Source organism: Cyanobium sp. Aljojuca 7D2, from assembly GCF_024346415.1.
In the GTDB taxonomy this organism is placed as follows: domain Bacteria; phylum Cyanobacteriota; class Cyanobacteriia; order PCC-6307; family Cyanobiaceae; genus Cyanobium_A.
In genome coordinates this window covers 272,475-289,472 of sequence record NZ_JAGQCX010000002.1, presented here as the reverse complement: position 1 = coordinate 289,472, position 16,998 = coordinate 272,475, and the positions used below count along the sequence as shown (strand labels likewise).

Sequence of the window (16,998 nt, the reverse complement as noted above, 5' to 3'; positions counted from 1 at the left end):
TCTCCGGCCACCCCCTGAGCCATGGCCACCTTCATCGCCACCTACATCAATCCCCAGGGCAAGTCAGCGCTGATCGACATTGATGCAGCCGATCCAATTCAGGCCAAACGCAGCCTGCGCCTACGGGGCATTCGAGCCACCGAAATCAAAGTCAAACCAAATGCGACCGCCACCAGCTCGAGTGCAGCCGCTCAACTGAACGACAAGCTGAGGTTTTCCAAGCTGAACGAACTGCTGGAGGCCAAGCCGGGCATCAAAGAGAAAGCTGTGTTTGCCAGCAAGATGGCCGCCCTCGTTAATGCCGGGGTACCGATTGTGCGCAGCATCGACCTGATGGCTTCCCAGCAGAAGATGCCGCTGTTCAAACGTGCCCTGCAGTCGGTCAGCCTAGAAGTGAACCAAGGAATGTCCCTGGGTGAAGCGCTGCGCCGTTGGCCCAAGGTGTTCGACAAGCTGAGCATCGCCATGGTGGAAGCCGGTGAGGCCGGTGGCGTCCTCGATGAATCGCTCAGGCGGCTGGCCAAGCTGCTGGAAGACAACGCCAAGTTGCAGAACCAGATCAAAGGTGCCCTGGGCTACCCGGTGGCAGTACTTGTCATCGCTGTTGCAGTTTTTCTAGGAATGACAATCTTCCTCATTCCAACCTTTGCTGAGATTTTTGACAGCCTGGGCGCCGATCTGCCTTGGTTTACCCAAATGATGGTGGATCTCAGCAGTCTCCTGCGCTCAACCTTTTCACTCTACCTAGGGCTCGGTCTGATTGTTTTCGTCTATCTCTTCAGCAAATTCTATGCCACTCCCATTGGCCGTCGCCGGGTGGATGCCGTCATTCTCAAACTTCCTCTGTTTGGCGAACTGATTCAAAAGACAGCCACAGCTCAATTCTGCCGAACCTTCAGCTCCCTAACCCGAGCTGGTGTCCCGATTTTGATGTCGCTGGACATTGTGCGAGAGATCACCAACAACTCCATCATTTCAGACGCGATCACCAACAGTCGCGAAGATGTTCTCCAAGGCATCCCCTTGAGCGTGGCCCTCGGACGCATGAATGTCTTTCCAGATATGTCGATCAGCATGCTCTCGATTGGCGAAGAAACAGGCGAAATGGATGCCATGCTCTCCAAAGTTGCCGACTTCTACGAAGACGAAGTTGAGGCCATTGTCAAAGCCCTCACCTCGATGCTGGAGCCAGCCATGATCGTGCTAGTGGGTGGAATCGTAGGCTCCATCCTTCTGGCAATGTATATGCCCATGTTTGCCGTTTTTGAAAATATCAAATAGTTCTGGGGGGTTATTTAGTTGCCAGAGCCTGACCGGCCAGCCAACCACTGCTCCAGCAGTGCTGAAAGTTGAATCCCCCGGTCACGCCATCCACATCCAGCAGTTCACCCACCAGGTAGAGGCCGGCTTGCTGGCGGCTCTCCATCGTTGCGAGATTCACCTCCCCCAAGGGAATGCCGCCCGCCGTCACGAATTCCTCGCCGAAGGGGCCCCGTCCCGTGACCGCCACCCGGGTGTCGCGCAGCGCCGTGATCAGCTGCTGCTGGTGACGCTTGGCCAGGTCGGCCCAGCGCTGCTGGGGATCGAGGCCATGGCGCTGCAGCAGGGCCAGCCAGAGGCGCCGGCTGAGGGCGGGCCAGGGCCGCCAATTGGCCAGCTGCCGCTTGGCCTGTACCCGCTTCGCTTCGGCAAACAGGGCGTCGAGATCCTGCTGGGACTGTCCGCCGCTCCAGTCGAGCCGCAACTCCCCCCGGTAGCCGGCGGCCTTGAGGGCCCGGGCGGCAAAGGCGGTAAGACGCAGGGTGGCCGGACCGGACAACCCCCAGTGGGTGATCAACACCGGCCCTCGCTGGCGGAAACGCTGTTCAGCGCCACGGCCGCCGGCTTGCGAATCCGCTGGCAGATGCAGGGCCAGCTCCACTGGATCCATCACCACTCCCGCCAACTCCAGCAGGGGATCGCCCGCCAGGGAGAGCGTGAACAGCGACGGCACCGGCGACACCAGCCCATGGCCCAAGGCGGCGGCAAGCTGGCGGCCGCTGGGGTGACTCCCCGTGGCCAACACCAGCCGATCGGCAGCCATCTGCTGGCCACCGCGCAGCCGCAGATCAAAACCGCTCCCAGCCCGGGGACTGGCCTGCTGCAGGGCCACCCCGGCGTGCAGCTGCACGCCGGCCTGCAGGGCCGCCCGGCGCAGGGTGGCGGCCACCGACTCGGAGCGGTTGGAACGGGGGAACAGCCGGCCATCGGCCTCCTCCACCAGCTCCAGACCATGCGCGTCGAACCAGGCCACCGCATCGCCCGTCGCGAAGCGGGAAAAGGGGCCCCGCAGAGCCTGGCCACCGCGGGGGTAGTGCCCCACCAACGCCCGCGGATCCCAGCAGGCATGGGTGACATTGCAGCGCCCACCGCCACTGATCAACACCTTGTGCAACGGCTCGGTGGTGGCCTCCAGCAGAACAATGTCGCGGACGCCCGCCTCAGCGGCCGCGATGGCGGCCATGAATCCGGCGGCGCCACCACCTGCCACCACCACGGCGGCTTGGCTCGGGAGGCTCACGGAGCAGCAGGGCGGGGGACACGGGTGGGCAGCATGGGGTGATGGGCCAGACCGATCCAGCCAGCTTTCGCTTCAGTGTGGCTCCGATGATGGACTACACGGATCGGCACTTCCGGGTGTTGATGCGCCAGGTGACCCGGCGCAGCCTGCTCTACACCGAAATGGTGGTGGCCCAGGCCCTGCACCACGCCCGCCTGGAAGCCGGAGCCAGCGCGCCAGGGGGCCGGCTGGAGCGGCTGCTGGGCTTCGATCCCGTCGAAAAGCCCCTGGCCCTGCAGGTGGGAGGCGACGATCCGGCCCTGCTGGCGGAGGCCGCCCAGCTGGCAGCCGACTGGGGCTACGACGAAATCAACCTCAACGTGGGCTGCCCCAGCGAAAAAGTCCAGAAGGGTCGCTTCGGAGCCTGCCTGATGGCCGAACCCGACCAGGTGGCACGCTGCGTCACCGCCATGGCCGGCGCCAGCCCACTGCCTGTGACGGTGAAACACCGGATTGGCATCGACGACCGCGACTCCTACGCCGAGCTGCTGGCCTTCGTGGATGCAGTGGCTGCCGCGGGAGCCCAGCGCTTTGCTGTGCACGCGCGCAAGGCCTGGCTGGAGGGCCTGGATCCCAAGCAAAACCGCACGATTCCGCCCCTGCGTTACGACATCGTGTACCAGCTCAAACGGGATCGAGCCGGGCTGACCATCGAACTCAACGGGGGCCTGGAGAGCCTGGAGAGCTGTTTGACACACCTGGAGCAACTGGATGGAGCCATGGTGGGCCGGGCCGCCTATGCCCATCCGCTGCAGTGGGCCGAGGTGGATCAGCGGGTGTTCGCCGACACCAGCCAACCACCGGCCAGCGCCTCGCACGTGGTGCGTGGACTGATTCCCTACGCCGAGCAGTGGCGAGCCCGGGGCGAACGGCTCTGGCCGATCGCGCGCCACCTTGTGCACGTGGTGGAGGGAGTGAGCGGCGCCCGGCGTTGGCGCCAACAGCTGACCCAGGCCGCCGCAGACCGGCAGGCCGGTGCCGAGGTGCTGGAGGCCGCTGCTCGAGCGCTGGAGGAACGGGGGTATTAGCCCCTGGGCTCCGGCCTAACCCTCGGCGCCGCCGTAATAGTCACCGCCGCTGTATCCACCGCTGTCACCACCGCTGTCACCACCGCCACTGCGGCGGCGACGGGTGCGACCGGCATCAAAGCCATCGCTCGGCGCGGCACTGCCGGCGCCGTAGCTGCGGTCTTCCCAGCCCCGAGCCCCTGAACCCCGATCTCCACCACCACCGGCACCGCCATAGCCCCCGCCGCTATCCCCGCGGTTGTAGCCCCCGCCGCCGCCATAACCGCCACCGCCTGCATAGCCGCCGCCACCGCCGTAGCCGCCACGACGCTGACCGCCACCACCTCCTCCTCCACCGGCTCCCCGGGGCTCCGCCTTGTTGATGCGCAGGGGGCGGCCCATCAGCTCGGCGCCTTGCAGCGCATCGATGGCTTTGCTTTCCGCCGTGTCATCCGACATTTCCACAAACGCGAAACCACGCTTGCGCCCGGTGTCGCGTTCGAGGGGCAGCGAACAGTTGACCACTTCGCCGAAGGGTGCAAACAATTCCGCTACGTCGTCCTGCTCAGCGCGGAAGGGAAGGTTGCCGACAAAAATACTCACGAACCAGAGATCGACCGCAGGGCCGATGCATGTGGGCCATTAGGCCGCTAACTAAAGCAGCCTAAGACCCCCGGTGAGGCCTGCTTCCGCTCAGGGGGCAACACGGATCCGGATTCGCTGCAACTGCTGCTGAACCTGCTCGAAACCGGTGCCGCCCTCACTGCGACGGGCCGCCACCACCTGCTGGGGGGTGATGGCGGCGTAGATGTCGGCTTCAAAAGCAGGATGGAGCTGCTGCCAGCGCTCCAGCGGCAGGTCGCGCAGCAAAATGCCCTCCGCCAGACATCCCTTCACCAGGCCGCCGACCAGTTGATAGGCCTCGCGGAAGGGCACCCCCTTCGCCACCAGGTAGTCGGCCACATCGGTGGCATTGGAGAAATCCGCCGCCACCGCCGCCTCCAGCCGCTGGGGCCGAAACTCCAGACCCTCCTCAAACAGGATCGCCATCGCCTCCAGGCAATCGAGGCAGGTGCGCACTCCATCGAACAGGGCTTCCTTGTCCTCCTGGAAGTCCTTGTTGTAAGCGAGGGGCAGGCCCTTGATCATGGTGAGCAGCCCCATCAGGTGACCGAACACGCGGCCGCTCTTGCCCCGCACCAGCTCCGGAACGTCGGGGTTCTTTTTCTGGGGCATCAGGCTGCTGCCAGTGGCGCAGCGGTCGGTGAGGCCCACGAAGCCGAACTCCTCGGAAGCCCAGAGAATCACCTCCTCACTGAGGCGGCTGAGATGCACCAACACCAGGCTGGCGGCCGCCATGAACTCCACCGCAAAATCCCGGTCGCTGACCGCATCGAGGCTGTTGGCGTAGATGGTGTCGAAGCCCAGCTCCTCGGCCGTCTGGCGCCGATCGATCGGCACCGGTGTGCCGGCCAGGGCCGCCGCCCCCAGCGGGCAGATATTGACCCTCTGGCGTACATCGGCAAACCGGGAGCGATCCCGCTCTGCCATCTCGATGTAGGCCAGCAGGTGGTGGGCCAGGCACACCGGCTGGGCCCGCTGCAGGTGGGTGTAGCCGGGGATTAAAACGCTGCTGTGACGCTCGGCCTGGGCCAGCAAGGCCCGCTCAAAGCGCAACAGCGCCGCATCGATCGCATCGATCTGACCACGCAGCCACAGGCGCAGATCGGTGCCCACCTGGTCGTTGCGGGAGCGGCCGGTGTGGAGTTTCTTGCCCAGGGGCCCCAGCAGCTCGATCAGGCGCCGCTCCACGGCGAAATGGACGTCTTCCGCCTCCAGCCCTGGGTTGAAGTCACCCCTGGCGGCTTCGGCGCGGATCGCCTCCAAGCCCTCGATCAACCGGCTGGCTTCGTCCTCAGCGATGACGCCACAACGACCCAGCATGCGGGCGTGGGCGATCGAACCATCCAGGTCCTGCTGCAACAACGTGATGTCGAAGCCGATCGAGGCGTTGAAGCGCTCGATGGCCGGATGCAGACCCTGCTCGAATCGCTGGCTCCAGGTGGAGGCGGTGGAATCAACGGCCATTCGGGACTTGGCAGGCTGCGCGGGGCAGAAGGTTGGCTTTGCAGGCAGTCAGCTTGGCAGGGAGGGCAGCATCACCTCCTCCCGCACCTTGAGCACCACCATCGAGGCGTCGTCGTCGAGCTGCCGATCGGCCCCCACAAAACGATCGAGCCGGGCGAACAGCTGATCGAGAATCCCCTGGGCGCCGATGCCGGAGCGGCAGGCCCCCTGCAGGTGCCGCACCAACCGCTCCTCGTCGAAACGGTCGCCACTGAAGCCCGTGGCTTCCGTCACGCCATCGGTGTAATAGAGCAGGACATCGCCGGGATCGAGCACGGTCTGCTCGAGTCCATAATCGGCTTCGCTCTGCAAACCGATCAGCAGCCCGGGGGCATCGAGGCGCTCCACCTGATTGCGGTGGCGGCGCCAGATCAAGGGCGGATTGTGAGCCGCATTGGCATAGCGCAGCAGGCGGGTGCGGGGGTCGTAGTCGGAATAGAACAGGGTCACGAACCGGTGCGACTGGGCCAGGTCCTCCTGGGCCAACTGGTTGAGGTCGTGGAGGATACGCTCGGGGGAGTGGCCGCTGAGCACCTCGGCCCGCAACATGCCGCGCAGCAGGGTCATCAGCAGGCCCGCCGGCACCCCCTTGCCCATCACATCCCCCATCACCAGAGCCCAGCGGGCCTGCTCGCGGCGGCGGCCCAACAGCTGGGGGCGGGTGGGGATGAAGTCGTAATAGTCACCCCCCACCTGGAAGGCGGGGCGGCAGCGGGCCGCCAGCTCCACGCCGTCGATCAGCGGACAGCGATCCGGCAACAGCTGGGCCTGGATCTCGGCACCGATGCTGAGCTGACGGTCCAAGCGCTCATGGCGCCGCATGGTTTGCAGCAGCGCCTCATTTTCCAGGGCCACGGCGGTGAGATCGGCCACCAGCTGCAGGTGGCGGCGGTGCACCTCGCTCCAGGCAAACCCCTTGCGGCCACTGAAGACATACAGACGACCCCGCTGCAGGCTGCGGGACACCACCGACGTGGCAAACACCTGCTCTCCCCCCAGCAGCCGACCGATGCGCTGATCGAGCAGGGCCACCACCGCCGCTTCGCCGCTGAGGGCCGCCAGCTCGGCATCGCCGAGGGCCGCCAACTGGCGAACCAACTCAGCGCAGCGCTCCACCGGGGTGGCCTGCAGTTGCTCCCGCCAGAGGCGGCCGTCCTCGTGGAACACCACCAGCACAGCTCCTTCCGCCTCCACCAGGCGGGTGGCCACCACGGGCACCAGCTCCAAAAATCGGCCCAGGTTGGTGAAGCTGCGCAGGGCAAAGGCCAACGAGGCGAGCAGCTCCTGGTTGCGCCGCTGCTCCCGGTTGAGGCTGTCGAGCAACTGGCGCAGCGAGGCCGCGGCCGAGAGCACCGGGGCGTCTGCAGACGAGGCCTGCTGGAGCGGGTGGGGGGGCGGCTTGTTGCTCACCGATTGCGCACGGGGCGGCCGCGGCGAGCCCGCAAGATAGCTCTCGAATCCGGCGCTGCCTGATCGGCTTAACGCGCCAACAGAGCCTCCACAAATTCGAAACTGTTGAAGGGCCGCAGGTCGCGGATGCCTTCGCCGGCGCCGATGAAGCGGATCGGCAGGCCCGCCTCAGAGGCCACCGCCAAGGCCACCCCACCACGGGCGCTGCCATCGAGCTTGGTGAGCACCACGCCCGTGAGCCCAGCTGCTTTGGCAAAGGCCATGGCCTGGCGCAGGCCGTTCTGACCCTGGCTGGCATCGAGCACCAGCAGCGACTCCACCACCGCCTCCGGCGCCAGCTTGTCGACAATTCGACGCACCTTGCTGAGCTCCTCCATCAGGTTGTGCTTGGTCTGCAGGCGGCCGGCCGTGTCCACCAGCACCAGCTCAGTGCCCTTGGACTGGGCGGCACCGATGGCGTCATATACAACGGCAGCCGGATCGGCGTTGGCGCTGGGATTGGCAATCACCGGCACGTTGCTGCGGTCGCCCCACACCTGCACCTGCTGCACCGCCGCGGCCCGGAAGGTATCGGCGGCGGCAATCAAACAGCTGTAGCCGCTGCGCACCGCCAGGTTGGCCAGCTTGCCCAGGGTTGTGGTCTTGCCGACGCCGTTGACGCCCACCATCAGCCACACGTTCAGCCGACCGCGTTCGGGGGCCAGCAGGGGGGAGCCGCTGGCCCGGGTCGGGGCATCCAGCAGGTCCTGGAGTTGTTCCTTGAGGAAGCGCAGCCCCTCGGCCGGATCCACCACCTCCTCGTTCATGCGTTTGCGCAGGGCATCCAGCACCTGATCGGTGGCCTGAACGCCCACATCGGCCCGCAGCAATGTGGTTTCCAGGTCGTCCACCACCTCCGGGGTGAGTGGATCGTCGCCGAGGGTGTCGAGCAGCTGGGTGACAAAGCCCTGGCGGGTCTTCTCCAGGCCCTGGCGCAGGCGACCCAGCCAGTCGATCTCCTCGAGCGACACCTGGTCGACCCGCTTGCCCTGGGCCGCCAGCACCTCGGCCGACCAGGTGAAGGTGGTGTCGAAGTCGCCCAGGCTGGGCTCGGGGGAATCGGTTTCAGCCGGCGGCTGGGGGGCCAGGGCTGACGCAGGCCGGGCGTCCGTCGGTGCAGGGCCAGCGGCCGTAATCGCCTGCTGGCGCTCGGCCCGCTGGGCGGCGGCCTGCTCCAGCAGCGACAGCCCAGCAGCCGGCTCGGCAGAGGCAGGCGAAGCGAAGCCCTCTGCAGGATTCTGTACAGCCTGTACAGAATCTGGACCGGAGCTGGGCAGAGGCGGTTGTGCCTGGAGATCCGCCTGGAGATCTGGCTGAGGATCTGCCTGGGAACCGACCTGAGGTTCGGCCTGAGGTTCGGCAGTGAGGTTCGGCGCAGGCTCCTGCTGGGCCTGCTTCTGGGCTTCCTGCTGAGCTTTCAGGCGGGCGTAGGCCTGACGCGCCCACTCGAGGGCCTCCGCATTGGGATCGCCCGCACCGCCTTCGGGCTGGGCAGCAGCGGCAGCCGCTGAGGTCGCGTCATCCGGGGCAAGCGGAGGCACCGATCCCTGGCTGGGCGGGGTCTCGCCGTCGGCTGCGGCAGGCCCGGTTCGATTAAACCAGTCGTAAACCATGGCGCCCTCAGGCCTCCGCCACGGGCCGGGCGGCCGTGAAGCGCCGCAACACGCCGTTGATCATGCGGCGGCCCTGCTCGTCGCTGTAGCGGTTGGCCAGCTCCACGGCCTCGTTGCAGGCCACCGCGGCGGGGGTGCGGAAACGGTCCAGATCCACGGCCGCCAGGCGCAGGATGTCGCGGTCGATGCGGGGCAGGCGGGTGAGCCGCCAGCCCTCCATCACCCCGTCGAGACGGGCATCGATGGACTCCCGATCGCGCAGCACCGCCTCCACCCGGTCGATGGCGCCACGGCGCACTTCGTCCTGGTCGGCAAGCAGCAACAGCCGGGGCAGCTCCAGGCTGGCGGAGAGGCGGTTGATGGCCTGCTCCGCCGCCGCCAGGCCGGCATTGAGGTGCTGGCGCACCCGCGGCAACTGCTGCTCGCCCTGGTCCTGCAGCTCACTGTCGAGCAACTCCTGCTGGGCGGCCTGCAGGTCCTCGGCGGAGCGGTCGAGGGCCTCGCGCACGTGCTGGCTGAGGGTGGCGAGCACCTGCTGCAACAGACCTTCCATCGCGGTGGGCTGGGCTGCGGAAGGGGCGCCGGCGCGGTCGCTGGTCTGGCCGAGCATCAGCAGGGCCAGTTCGCGCGAGAGGGTGCGGCTCTGCATCAAAACGACTTGGCCTCAGGAAAGTTGGGGGGTGCGCAGCTGAGCCAGCAGGCTGGAGAAGCTGCGGTTGGGCGTGGAGCGCTCGTCGGGATTGACGATGCCGGCGGAAATGATCGTGCGGAAAGCATCCTCCACCGAGATGTCCAGGTCCTTGACCGACCGCTCGGGCACCACGGTGTACCAGCCGGTGGTGGGATTGGGGGCTGTGGGGATGAACACGCTCAGCATCGGTTCGCTGAAACCAGCCTGGAGCGCCGTGCCGATCGCACCGGTGACAAAACCCAGGGCAAACAACCCCTCCCGCGGATATTCCACAAGCACCACCCGGCGAAACTTGCTGGAACTGCCCTGCAGGAAGGTTTCCAGCAACTGCTTGAGGGTCTTGTAGACCGAGCCCGCCAGGGGAATCCGCAGCAGGGTGCCCTCGCCAAACTCCAACAACCAGCGCCCGACGATGTTGCGGGCCATCAGGCCGATCAACAGGATGCCGAGCAGGGGCACCAGCAGACCCACCCCCAGGTTGATCAGCTCCTGCAGCAACGGGTTGAGGGTGTTGAACGGGTTGAACTGCTTCGGGATCGAGGTGAGAAACGCCAGCACAAAGCGGCTCACCGTGGTCGCCAGCCAGATGGTGGTCGCCAGGGGGATGACGACCAGCAGGCCGGCGATCAGGTCATTCTTGAGGTCGGCCTGAAGCCGGTCCCCCAGGGGCTGATCAGATTTGGGACTGAATTGAACCAACTGACAACCCGGACGTCCGGCCCATTCGCTACCTGTTGGCAACTTAGCCAGCCAGGCTCAAAGCAGGGCCACCAGGGCCACCAGCACAAAGCCGATGGCCAGCACCACGGCAGTGCCGGTGCCGCCGTAGCGGCGCTGGTTGACGGTGAGATCCCGGGCGCGCTGCTGCTGCTGCAATTGGTCGTCGGCCTGCTTGAGCTGGCGCTCCATGAACGCCTTGGCGGCCTGCTGCTTCTGCTCAGCCGTGGCGGTGGCAGGAATCTGGCCAGCCTGCTCGGCCTGGGCAATCAACTGCTCGATCACCTGGGGATTCTCCATCTGGGAGCGGGCTGCCGCCAGCTGGGCCTTGCGGGCCTCGAGCTGCTGGTCGGCCTGGTCGGAAAGGGCGCGGTCGCCACTGATCGACACGGGCACCGCCACGAGCATCGCCAGGGCCAGCAGGATGCTGAGCACTGCCACCAACCAGCGCAGGGGCGTGCGGCCGGCGGCGGGATGGTCGAGGCGGCTGCCGAACAGCATCAGCAGCAGACCCACCAATGCCATCGGCGACTGGGTCACCAACCGGTCCATCAGCAGCTGGCGGTAACCCTCCTCGCCCCAGTTCCAGGAGCCCAGCAGCACCAGCAGCTGAAGCGCCAGCAACACGACCAGGGTGAGGCCGAGCCAGCGCAGCAGATGGCCCAGGCGGCCGAAAGAGGCAGTGCTCACAGGAGGGGCTCGCGGCAGATTGAGAAGACGGCGCAACTGTACGGGCGATGACGCAGCACGCCCACCACGAGCTGGCACACCAGCTCAAACAGCAGGCCCGGCAGCTGGGGTTTGACCCGGTGGGCCTCGCCGCCGTGCCTGCCGGAGAGCGCCTAAGCCTGCGGACGGCGGCCCTGGAGCGCTGGCTGGCGGCCGGCTATCAAGCCGACATGGCCTGGATGGCCGACCCACGCCGGCGCGCGGTGGAGCAGCTGTTGCCGGGGGTGCGCAGCCTGCTGGCGGTGGGGCTCAACTACTACGTAGCGGCCGAGCGCGCCCCCGGCTCCCTGAAGGTGGCCCGCTACGGCTGGGGCCGGGATTACCACCGGGTGATCGATGGCCGGCTGCGCCGGCTGGGCCGCTGGCTGGAGCAGCAGGTGCCCGGGGTGCGCTGGCGGGCCTGCGTCGATAGCGCCCCGCTGATGGACAAAGCCTGGGCCGAGCAGGCCGGCCTCGGCTGGATCGGCAAACACGGCAACCTGATCCACCGCCGCCGCGGCTCCTGGCTGCTGTTGGGCCACCTGCTCACCAGCCTGGAGCTACCGGCGGATGCCCCCGCCACGCCCCTGTGCGGCAGCTGCAGCCGCTGCCTGCCCGCCTGCCCCACCGGCGCCATCACGGAGCCCTTCGTGGTGGACAGCCGCCGCTGCATCGCCTTCCACACGATTGAGAATCGGGATCCCGAGCTGCCCGAGCCGATCGCCGGCGCCCTGGAGGGCTGGGTGGCCGGTTGCGACATCTGCCAGGAGGTGTGTCCCTGGAATCAGCAGCCCCTGGACAGCAGCCACGATCCGGATCTCCAGCCCAGGCCCTGGCTGCTCGATCTGCAGGCCGACGAGGCCCTGCTCTGGAGCGATGCCGACTGGGATCAACGCCTGCGAGCCTCAGCCCTGCGCCGCCTCAAACCCTGGATGTGGCGGCGGAACCTGCAGGCCAGCCAGGGCGGCACTGCCTAGGCTGAACGGATCTGTCCCCAAGCGATGGCACCGCGCCAATTGCGCATCGACCCGTGGCGCATCCAGTGGCGCATGGGCCAGTGGCTCACTGGTTTGACAACAACCCGCCTCTCGAAGGCTCACCGCTCGAGCGCGGTTCTGGTGGGTGCGCTGGGGTTGCTGCTGGCGCCAGTTCTGCCCGCCCGGGCGCTGGTGCCCTACGTGTATGTCCCCCAACGCCAGGAGCTGGAAGGCGCCGGTCTGGGCATTGCCCAGGCCGCGGCGCGGTTGCTGCGGCTGGGCCAGGCCAGTGACGCCGCCCGCCTGGCGGCCCTCACGGTGCAACTGCTGCCCGACGACCCCCGCGGCTGGGTGCTGCTGGCCGAAGCCCAGCTGCGCAGCAGCCAGCTCAAGCAAGCCGGCGTATCGCTGGCCAAGGCCAAGCAACTGGATCCGCGCAACCCGGGCATCTGGTTTGCCGAGGGCTCCCTGGCCCTGCGGGCAGGCAAACCCGACGATGCGATCGGCCTGCTGGAGCAGGGGCTGAAGCTCGACAAAGGCAATGCCGGCGCCTACTTCGACCTGGGCAACGCCCGCATCCTGCTCGGCCAGAGCGGACAGGCCCTGGCGGCCTTCGAGCGGGCCTCCTCCCTGCGCAAGGACTTCTGGGAAGCCCTCAACAACCAGGGGCTGGTGCTGTTTGAGCAGGGCAAAACCAAAGACGCCATCCAGCGCTGGCGGCGGGTGCTGACCATCAAGCCCGATGCGGCAGAACCGATGCTGGCGCTGGCCGCAGGACTGTTCGCCCAGGGGACGGCCGGCCGCAGTGAAGCCCTGGAGCTGGCCGGCAAAGCCCTCGACAACGATCCCAATTACGTGCTGGAGAGCTACCAGAAGGAACAACTCTGGGGATCCAAACTGCGCAGCACCACCCAGGAGCTGCTGCAACAGGGCGATCTAAAAGCCGTGGTGGATCGGGCCCTCGCCAATGCCAGCCCGGAAGGCGAGAGCAGCGAAGAGGAGTAAGCCCAGCTGGAAGCGGCAGCCCTCGACAGCATCTGTAGGCTGAGCCCCACCTTCCGACCCCAGACCACAACACCGGATGGCCGAGGAGCGCCCAGGGGAGCGGAGCGGACCGGGCAACGACCCGCGCATTCAGCCGATTGCGCTGCACCAGGAGATGCAGCGCTCCTACCTCGAATACGCGATGAGCGTGATCGTGGGGAGGGCCCTGCCGGATGTGCGCGACGGCCTCAAGCCCGTGCAGCGCCGCATCCTGTTCGCGATGCACGAGCTGGGCCTCACCCCGGATCGGCCCTACCGCAAATGCGCCCGTGTGGTGGGCGATGTGCTTGGTAAATACCACCCCCACGGCGACCAGGCGGTCTACGACGCGCTGGTGCGTCAGGTGCAGACCTTCGCCAGCCGCCACCCGCTGCTCGATGGCCACGGCAACTTCGGCTCCGTCGACGACGATCCGCCGGCGGCCATGCGATACACCGAAACGCGGCTGGCGCCCATCGCCAACGAGGGCCTGCTCGATGAGATCGGGGCCGACACCGTTGATTTCGCCGCCAACTTCGATGGCTCCCAGCAGGAGCCCACGGTGCTGCCAGCCCAGCTGCCGTTCCTGATCCTCAACGGCTGCACCGGCATCGCCGTGGGCATGGCCACCAACATCCCGCCCCACAACCTCGGCGAGGTGGTGGATGCCCTGATCGCCCTGGTGCGCAAGCCAGATCTCTCCGACGACAAGCTCCTGCAACTGGTGCCCGGCCCCGATTTCCCCACCGGTGGCGAAGTGCTGGTGGGCCAGGGCGTGCGCGACACCTACCTGGCGGGCCGCGGCAGCATCCCGATGCGAGGCGTGGCCCACATCGAGGAAGTGCAACCCGGCAAAGGCCGCCACAAGCGCGGCGCCGTGGTGATCACCGAGCTCCCCTACCAGCTGAGCAAGGCGGGCTGGATCGAGAAGCTGGCCGAGCAGGTCAACGACGGCAAAATCGGCGGCATCGCCGACATCCGCGACGAAAGCGATCGCGAAGGCATGCGGGTTGTGGTGGAGCTGCGCCGGGATGCCAACCCGGAAACCGTGCTGGCCGATCTGCAGCGGCGCACGGCCCTGCAGAGCAACTTCGGCGCCATCCTGCTCGCCCTGGTCAACGGCCAGCCGGTGCAGCTGAGCCTGCGGCGCCTGCTGCAGGAATTCCTGGAATACCGGGAACTCACCCTGATCCGGCGCACCCGCCACGCCCTCAAGCGCTGCGAAGATCGGCTCGAGGTGGTGGAAGGCCTGATCAAGGCCCTCGATGCGCTTCAACACGTGATCGCCCTGATCACCGCCGCCAGCGATGCGGCCAGCGCCCGGGCCGCCCTCCAGGTGCAGCTCGACCTGAGCGAGCGCCAGGCCGATGCGGTGCTGGCCATGCCCCTGCGGCGCCTGACGGGCCTGGAACAGGAGAGTTTGCGCAAAGAAGCGGCCGAGCTGATCGAGGAGCGGGGCCGGCTGCGCCACCTGCTCGACGACCGGACCGTGCTGCTCGACACGCTGGTGTCGGAGTTGAAGGCGCTACGCAAGCGCTTTGCCACACCCCGGCGCACCCGGTTGGTGGAGGGGGGCGACGCGCTGGTGGCCCAGCGGGCGGCGGCGATCCGTCCCAACGCCGAACTGCAGCGCCAGCAGGCCTTTGCGGCCCTAGCCCCGGAAAGCCGACTGCTGATCCAGGCCGATGGGGCGGTGAAGATCCTCAGCTCCCAGATGCTGGGACGGCTGCACCTCGATGAGGCCATCGCGCTGGGGGAGCATCCCTCCCCAGCCCGCCTGATCCTGCCGATCGCCGAACAACCACTGCTGCTGGCCTTCACGGGAAGCGGGCGAGTCGCCCTGCTGCGCTGGGAATTTGCCGGCCAACAGCCGGGCAAGCTGGAGCGCTTCCTGCCCGACAGCCTCGAAGGAGAGCCGGTGGTGCAGGTGCTGCCCCTGCCCTCCCAGGGGAGCCTGGGCCTGCTGAGCAGCGACGGGCGCTTCAAACGGCTGCCCGTCGAGGACTTTCAAGAGTTGTCGGGGCGGGCAGCCACGGTGCTGAAGCTCAAGGAGGGCGTCAGCCTGCGGCGGGTGGTGAGTGGCCACGAGGGCGACACTCTGGTGGTGGCCAGCAGCACCGGCCGGATGCTGCGCCTCAGCTTCAACGAAGCCGAATTACCGCTGATGGGCCGCGCCGCCCAGGGCCCCATGCTGATGCGGCTGCTCCCTGGGGAAGCTGTGGTGGGTGCCGCCTGCGTTGCAGCCAGCGCTGCCAGCGCCTCGGTGCTACTGGCAACTGAGGGCGGGCAGGTGAAGCGGCTGGAGGTGGCAAGCCTGCGGCTTTGCCAGCGCGGCGACATGGGTCAGATCGGCTTGCGACTGCAACAACGGGGAGATCGCGTGATCGACCTGCAGCCGGCCGACGCCGCGTTGCTGAGCCTGCTGACCGAGAAGGGCTGGAGCGCAAGGCTCGACCTGAGCCAGCTGCAGGCCGAAGACTGCAGCGGCATCGGGGTCTCAATCGCCCTGCCGCAAGCCCAGGTGCTGCAGCAGCTGGTGCCCTTAATCCGTTAAGAAACTGGGTGCTCTCGCAAAACAGCTGCCGCAATCCCGGCCGGCTCGAGCATCAGCTTGCTGGAGCGCACCTGCTCGGGCATCTCAATCGGATAGGCCCCGTCAAAACAAGCGGTGCAGAAGTTCGCGGAATTGGCCAGAGCCGCTTCCACCATGCCCTGCTTGCTCAGGTAGGCCAGGGAATCCACCCCCAGATGGGATGTGATTTCATCCAGGGTGAGCCGGGCCGCAATGAGTTGATCCTGGGTGTCGGTATCGATCCCGTAGAAACACGGGTGGGTGACCGGCGGTGAACTGATGCGCATGTGCACCTCCGTGGCGCCGGCATCCCGCAGGGCCTGCACCAACTTGCGGCTGGTGGTGCCCCGCACGATCGAGTCATCGATCACCACCACACGCTTGCCCGCCAGCACATCGGGCAGGGGGTTGAGTTTCACGCGAATCCCCGCCTCCCGCATCGCCTGGGTGGGCTGGATGAAGGTGCGGCCGACATAGCGGTTTTTGATCAGGCCATCGCCAAAGGGGATGCCGCTGAACTGGGAGTAGCCGATCGCTGCCGGGATGCCGGAATCGGGGACGCCGATGACGATGTCGGCGTCCACCGGCGTTTCGCGGGCCAGGGCCTCGCCGATCCGCACCCGGTAGCTGTACAGCGACTCGCCGAAAAAGCGGCTGTCTGGCCGGGCGAAGTAGATCATCTCGAACACACACAGCTTCGCGGGCTGCTCACACCACCGGCTGCGGCTGGGGTTGGGATCCCCCTGGCGGAAGTGGATGATCTCCCCAGGCTCCACGTCGCCATCGAAAGCGGCACCGATGATGTCGAGTCCGCACGACTCGCTGCTCACCACCCACTGGGCCTCGCTGGGTTCACCGATGTGGCCAAACACCAGGGGCCGGATGCCGTGGCCATCGCGCAGGGCAAACAGCCCCTCCGGGGTGCCGATCACCAGGCTGAAGGCACCACGGCAGCACTCCGCCGCCTGCCGGATGGCGCGATCCCAGTCGAGGCCTCGGTTCACCGCCTGTTGGACGGCAAAGGCAATCAGCTCGGAATCGGTGGTGGAGGTGAGCTCGCTGGCGATGGCGGCGAGGTCGTGCCGCAGCTCACCGGCATTCACCAGGTTGCCGTTGTGGGCCAGGGCAAAGGGCCCGATCCGGGTGTTGAGCACCACCGGCTGGGCATTGCAAACCTTGCTGCTGCCGGTGGTGGAATAGCGGTTGTGACCAATGGCCAGATCGCCGGTGAGGCGCTCCAGCACGGCCTGGTCAAACACCTGACTGACCAAGCCCATGTCCTTGTGCAGCCGCACCTTGCGGTCGGCATCAAACACGGCAATGCCGGCTGATTCCTGGCCGCGATGCTGGAGGGCGTAGAGCCCGAAATAGGTGAGGTTGGCCACCGGCTGCCCCGGTGCCAACACGGCGTAGACGCCGCAGGCCTCTTCGGGCTTGTCGGGGCGCTGGTCCAGATCGTGCTCTGCTGCCTGATCGTTGGGCTCCGAATGCATCACCAGCACAGGCCCATCAACG

At 67.0% G+C, this 16,998-nt stretch carries 14 protein-coding genes; 5 read left to right on the top strand and 9 right to left on the bottom strand.

Annotated features, from left to right (window positions below; translation table 11 throughout):
• The first annotated feature begins 21 nt into the window (after positions 1–21).
• Complete coding sequence (locus KBY57_RS03730) at positions 22–1,281, top strand: type II secretion system F family protein (RefSeq protein WP_254994523.1); 1,260 nt, start codon at positions 22–24, stop codon at positions 1,279–1,281.
• Positions 1,282–1,291: 10 nt separating this feature from the next.
• Here KBY57_RS03730 and KBY57_RS03725 read toward each other — a convergent pair whose 3' ends face one another.
• On the bottom strand, positions 1,292–2,503 hold the full coding sequence (locus tag KBY57_RS03725) for an aminoacetone oxidase family FAD-binding enzyme (protein ID WP_254994631.1): 1,212 nt from the start codon (positions 2,501–2,503) through the stop codon (positions 1,292–1,294).
• Between the two features lie 98 nt (positions 2,504–2,601).
• Between KBY57_RS03725 and dusA the strand changes: the two genes are divergently transcribed.
• The gene (dusA, locus tag KBY57_RS03720) at positions 2,602–3,627 is read left to right on the top strand and encodes a tRNA dihydrouridine(20/20a) synthase DusA (protein WP_254994522.1); all 1,026 of its coding nucleotides are present in this window, start codon (positions 2,602–2,604) and stop codon (positions 3,625–3,627) included.
• Positions 3,628–3,642: 15 nt separating this feature from the next.
• On the opposite strand, the gene KBY57_RS03715 is transcribed toward dusA, so the two are convergent.
• From KBY57_RS03715 to KBY57_RS03685, 7 genes are all read right to left on the bottom strand, one after another.
• Positions 3,643–4,209 (bottom strand): RNA recognition motif domain-containing protein, encoded by a 567-nt coding sequence (locus tag KBY57_RS03715; protein WP_254994521.1) that lies wholly within the window; start codon positions 4,207–4,209, stop codon positions 3,643–3,645.
• Positions 4,210–4,299: 90 nt separating this feature from the next.
• The gene (gene argH, locus KBY57_RS03710; protein WP_254994520.1) at positions 4,300–5,694 is read right to left on the bottom strand and encodes an argininosuccinate lyase; all 1,395 of its coding nucleotides are present in this window, start codon (positions 5,692–5,694) and stop codon (positions 4,300–4,302) included.
• Positions 5,695–5,742: 48 nt separating this feature from the next.
• Entirely contained in the window at positions 5,743–7,143 is a 1,401-nt protein-coding gene (locus KBY57_RS03705; RefSeq protein ID WP_254994519.1) for a PP2C family protein-serine/threonine phosphatase, read from the bottom strand.
• A gap of 68 nt (positions 7,144–7,211) precedes the next feature.
• The gene (ftsY, locus tag KBY57_RS03700; RefSeq protein WP_254994518.1) at positions 7,212–8,795 is read right to left on the bottom strand and encodes a signal recognition particle-docking protein FtsY; all 1,584 of its coding nucleotides are present in this window, start codon (positions 8,793–8,795) and stop codon (positions 7,212–7,214) included.
• Positions 8,796–8,802: 7 nt separating this feature from the next.
• Positions 8,803–9,444: a transcription antitermination factor NusB gene (gene nusB, locus KBY57_RS03695; protein WP_254994517.1), complete on the bottom strand. Its 642-nt coding sequence runs from the start codon at positions 9,442–9,444 to the stop codon at positions 8,803–8,805.
• Positions 9,445–9,459: 15 nt separating this feature from the next.
• On the bottom strand, positions 9,460–10,185 hold the full coding sequence (locus KBY57_RS03690; protein ID WP_254994516.1) for a DUF502 domain-containing protein: 726 nt from the start codon (positions 10,183–10,185) through the stop codon (positions 9,460–9,462).
• Between the two features lie 57 nt (positions 10,186–10,242).
• Complete coding sequence (locus tag KBY57_RS03685) at positions 10,243–10,893, bottom strand: HpsJ family protein (protein WP_254994515.1); 651 nt, start codon at positions 10,891–10,893, stop codon at positions 10,243–10,245.
• Positions 10,894–10,940: 47 nt separating this feature from the next.
• Between KBY57_RS03685 and queG the strand changes: the two genes are divergently transcribed.
• From queG to KBY57_RS03670, 3 genes are all read left to right on the top strand, one after another.
• Positions 10,941–11,888, top strand: a complete 948-nt coding sequence (gene queG, locus KBY57_RS03680; RefSeq protein WP_254994514.1) for a tRNA epoxyqueuosine(34) reductase QueG — start codon at positions 10,941–10,943, stop codon at positions 11,886–11,888.
• 24 nt (positions 11,889–11,912) lie between these two features.
• The gene (locus KBY57_RS03675) at positions 11,913–12,893 is read left to right on the top strand and encodes a tetratricopeptide repeat protein (protein ID WP_254994513.1); all 981 of its coding nucleotides are present in this window, start codon (positions 11,913–11,915) and stop codon (positions 12,891–12,893) included.
• Positions 12,894–12,969: 76 nt separating this feature from the next.
• Positions 12,970–15,465, top strand: coding sequence for a DNA topoisomerase (ATP-hydrolyzing) subunit A (locus KBY57_RS03670; protein ID WP_254994512.1), 2,496 nt, complete (start codon positions 12,970–12,972; stop codon positions 15,463–15,465).
• On the opposite strand, the gene purF is transcribed toward KBY57_RS03670, so the two are convergent.
• The gene (gene purF / locus KBY57_RS03665) at positions 15,462–16,976 is read right to left on the bottom strand and encodes an amidophosphoribosyltransferase (RefSeq protein WP_254994511.1); all 1,515 of its coding nucleotides are present in this window, start codon (positions 16,974–16,976) and stop codon (positions 15,462–15,464) included. The genes KBY57_RS03670 and purF overlap by 4 nt on opposite strands.
• Positions 16,977–16,998: the final 22 nt, after the last annotated feature.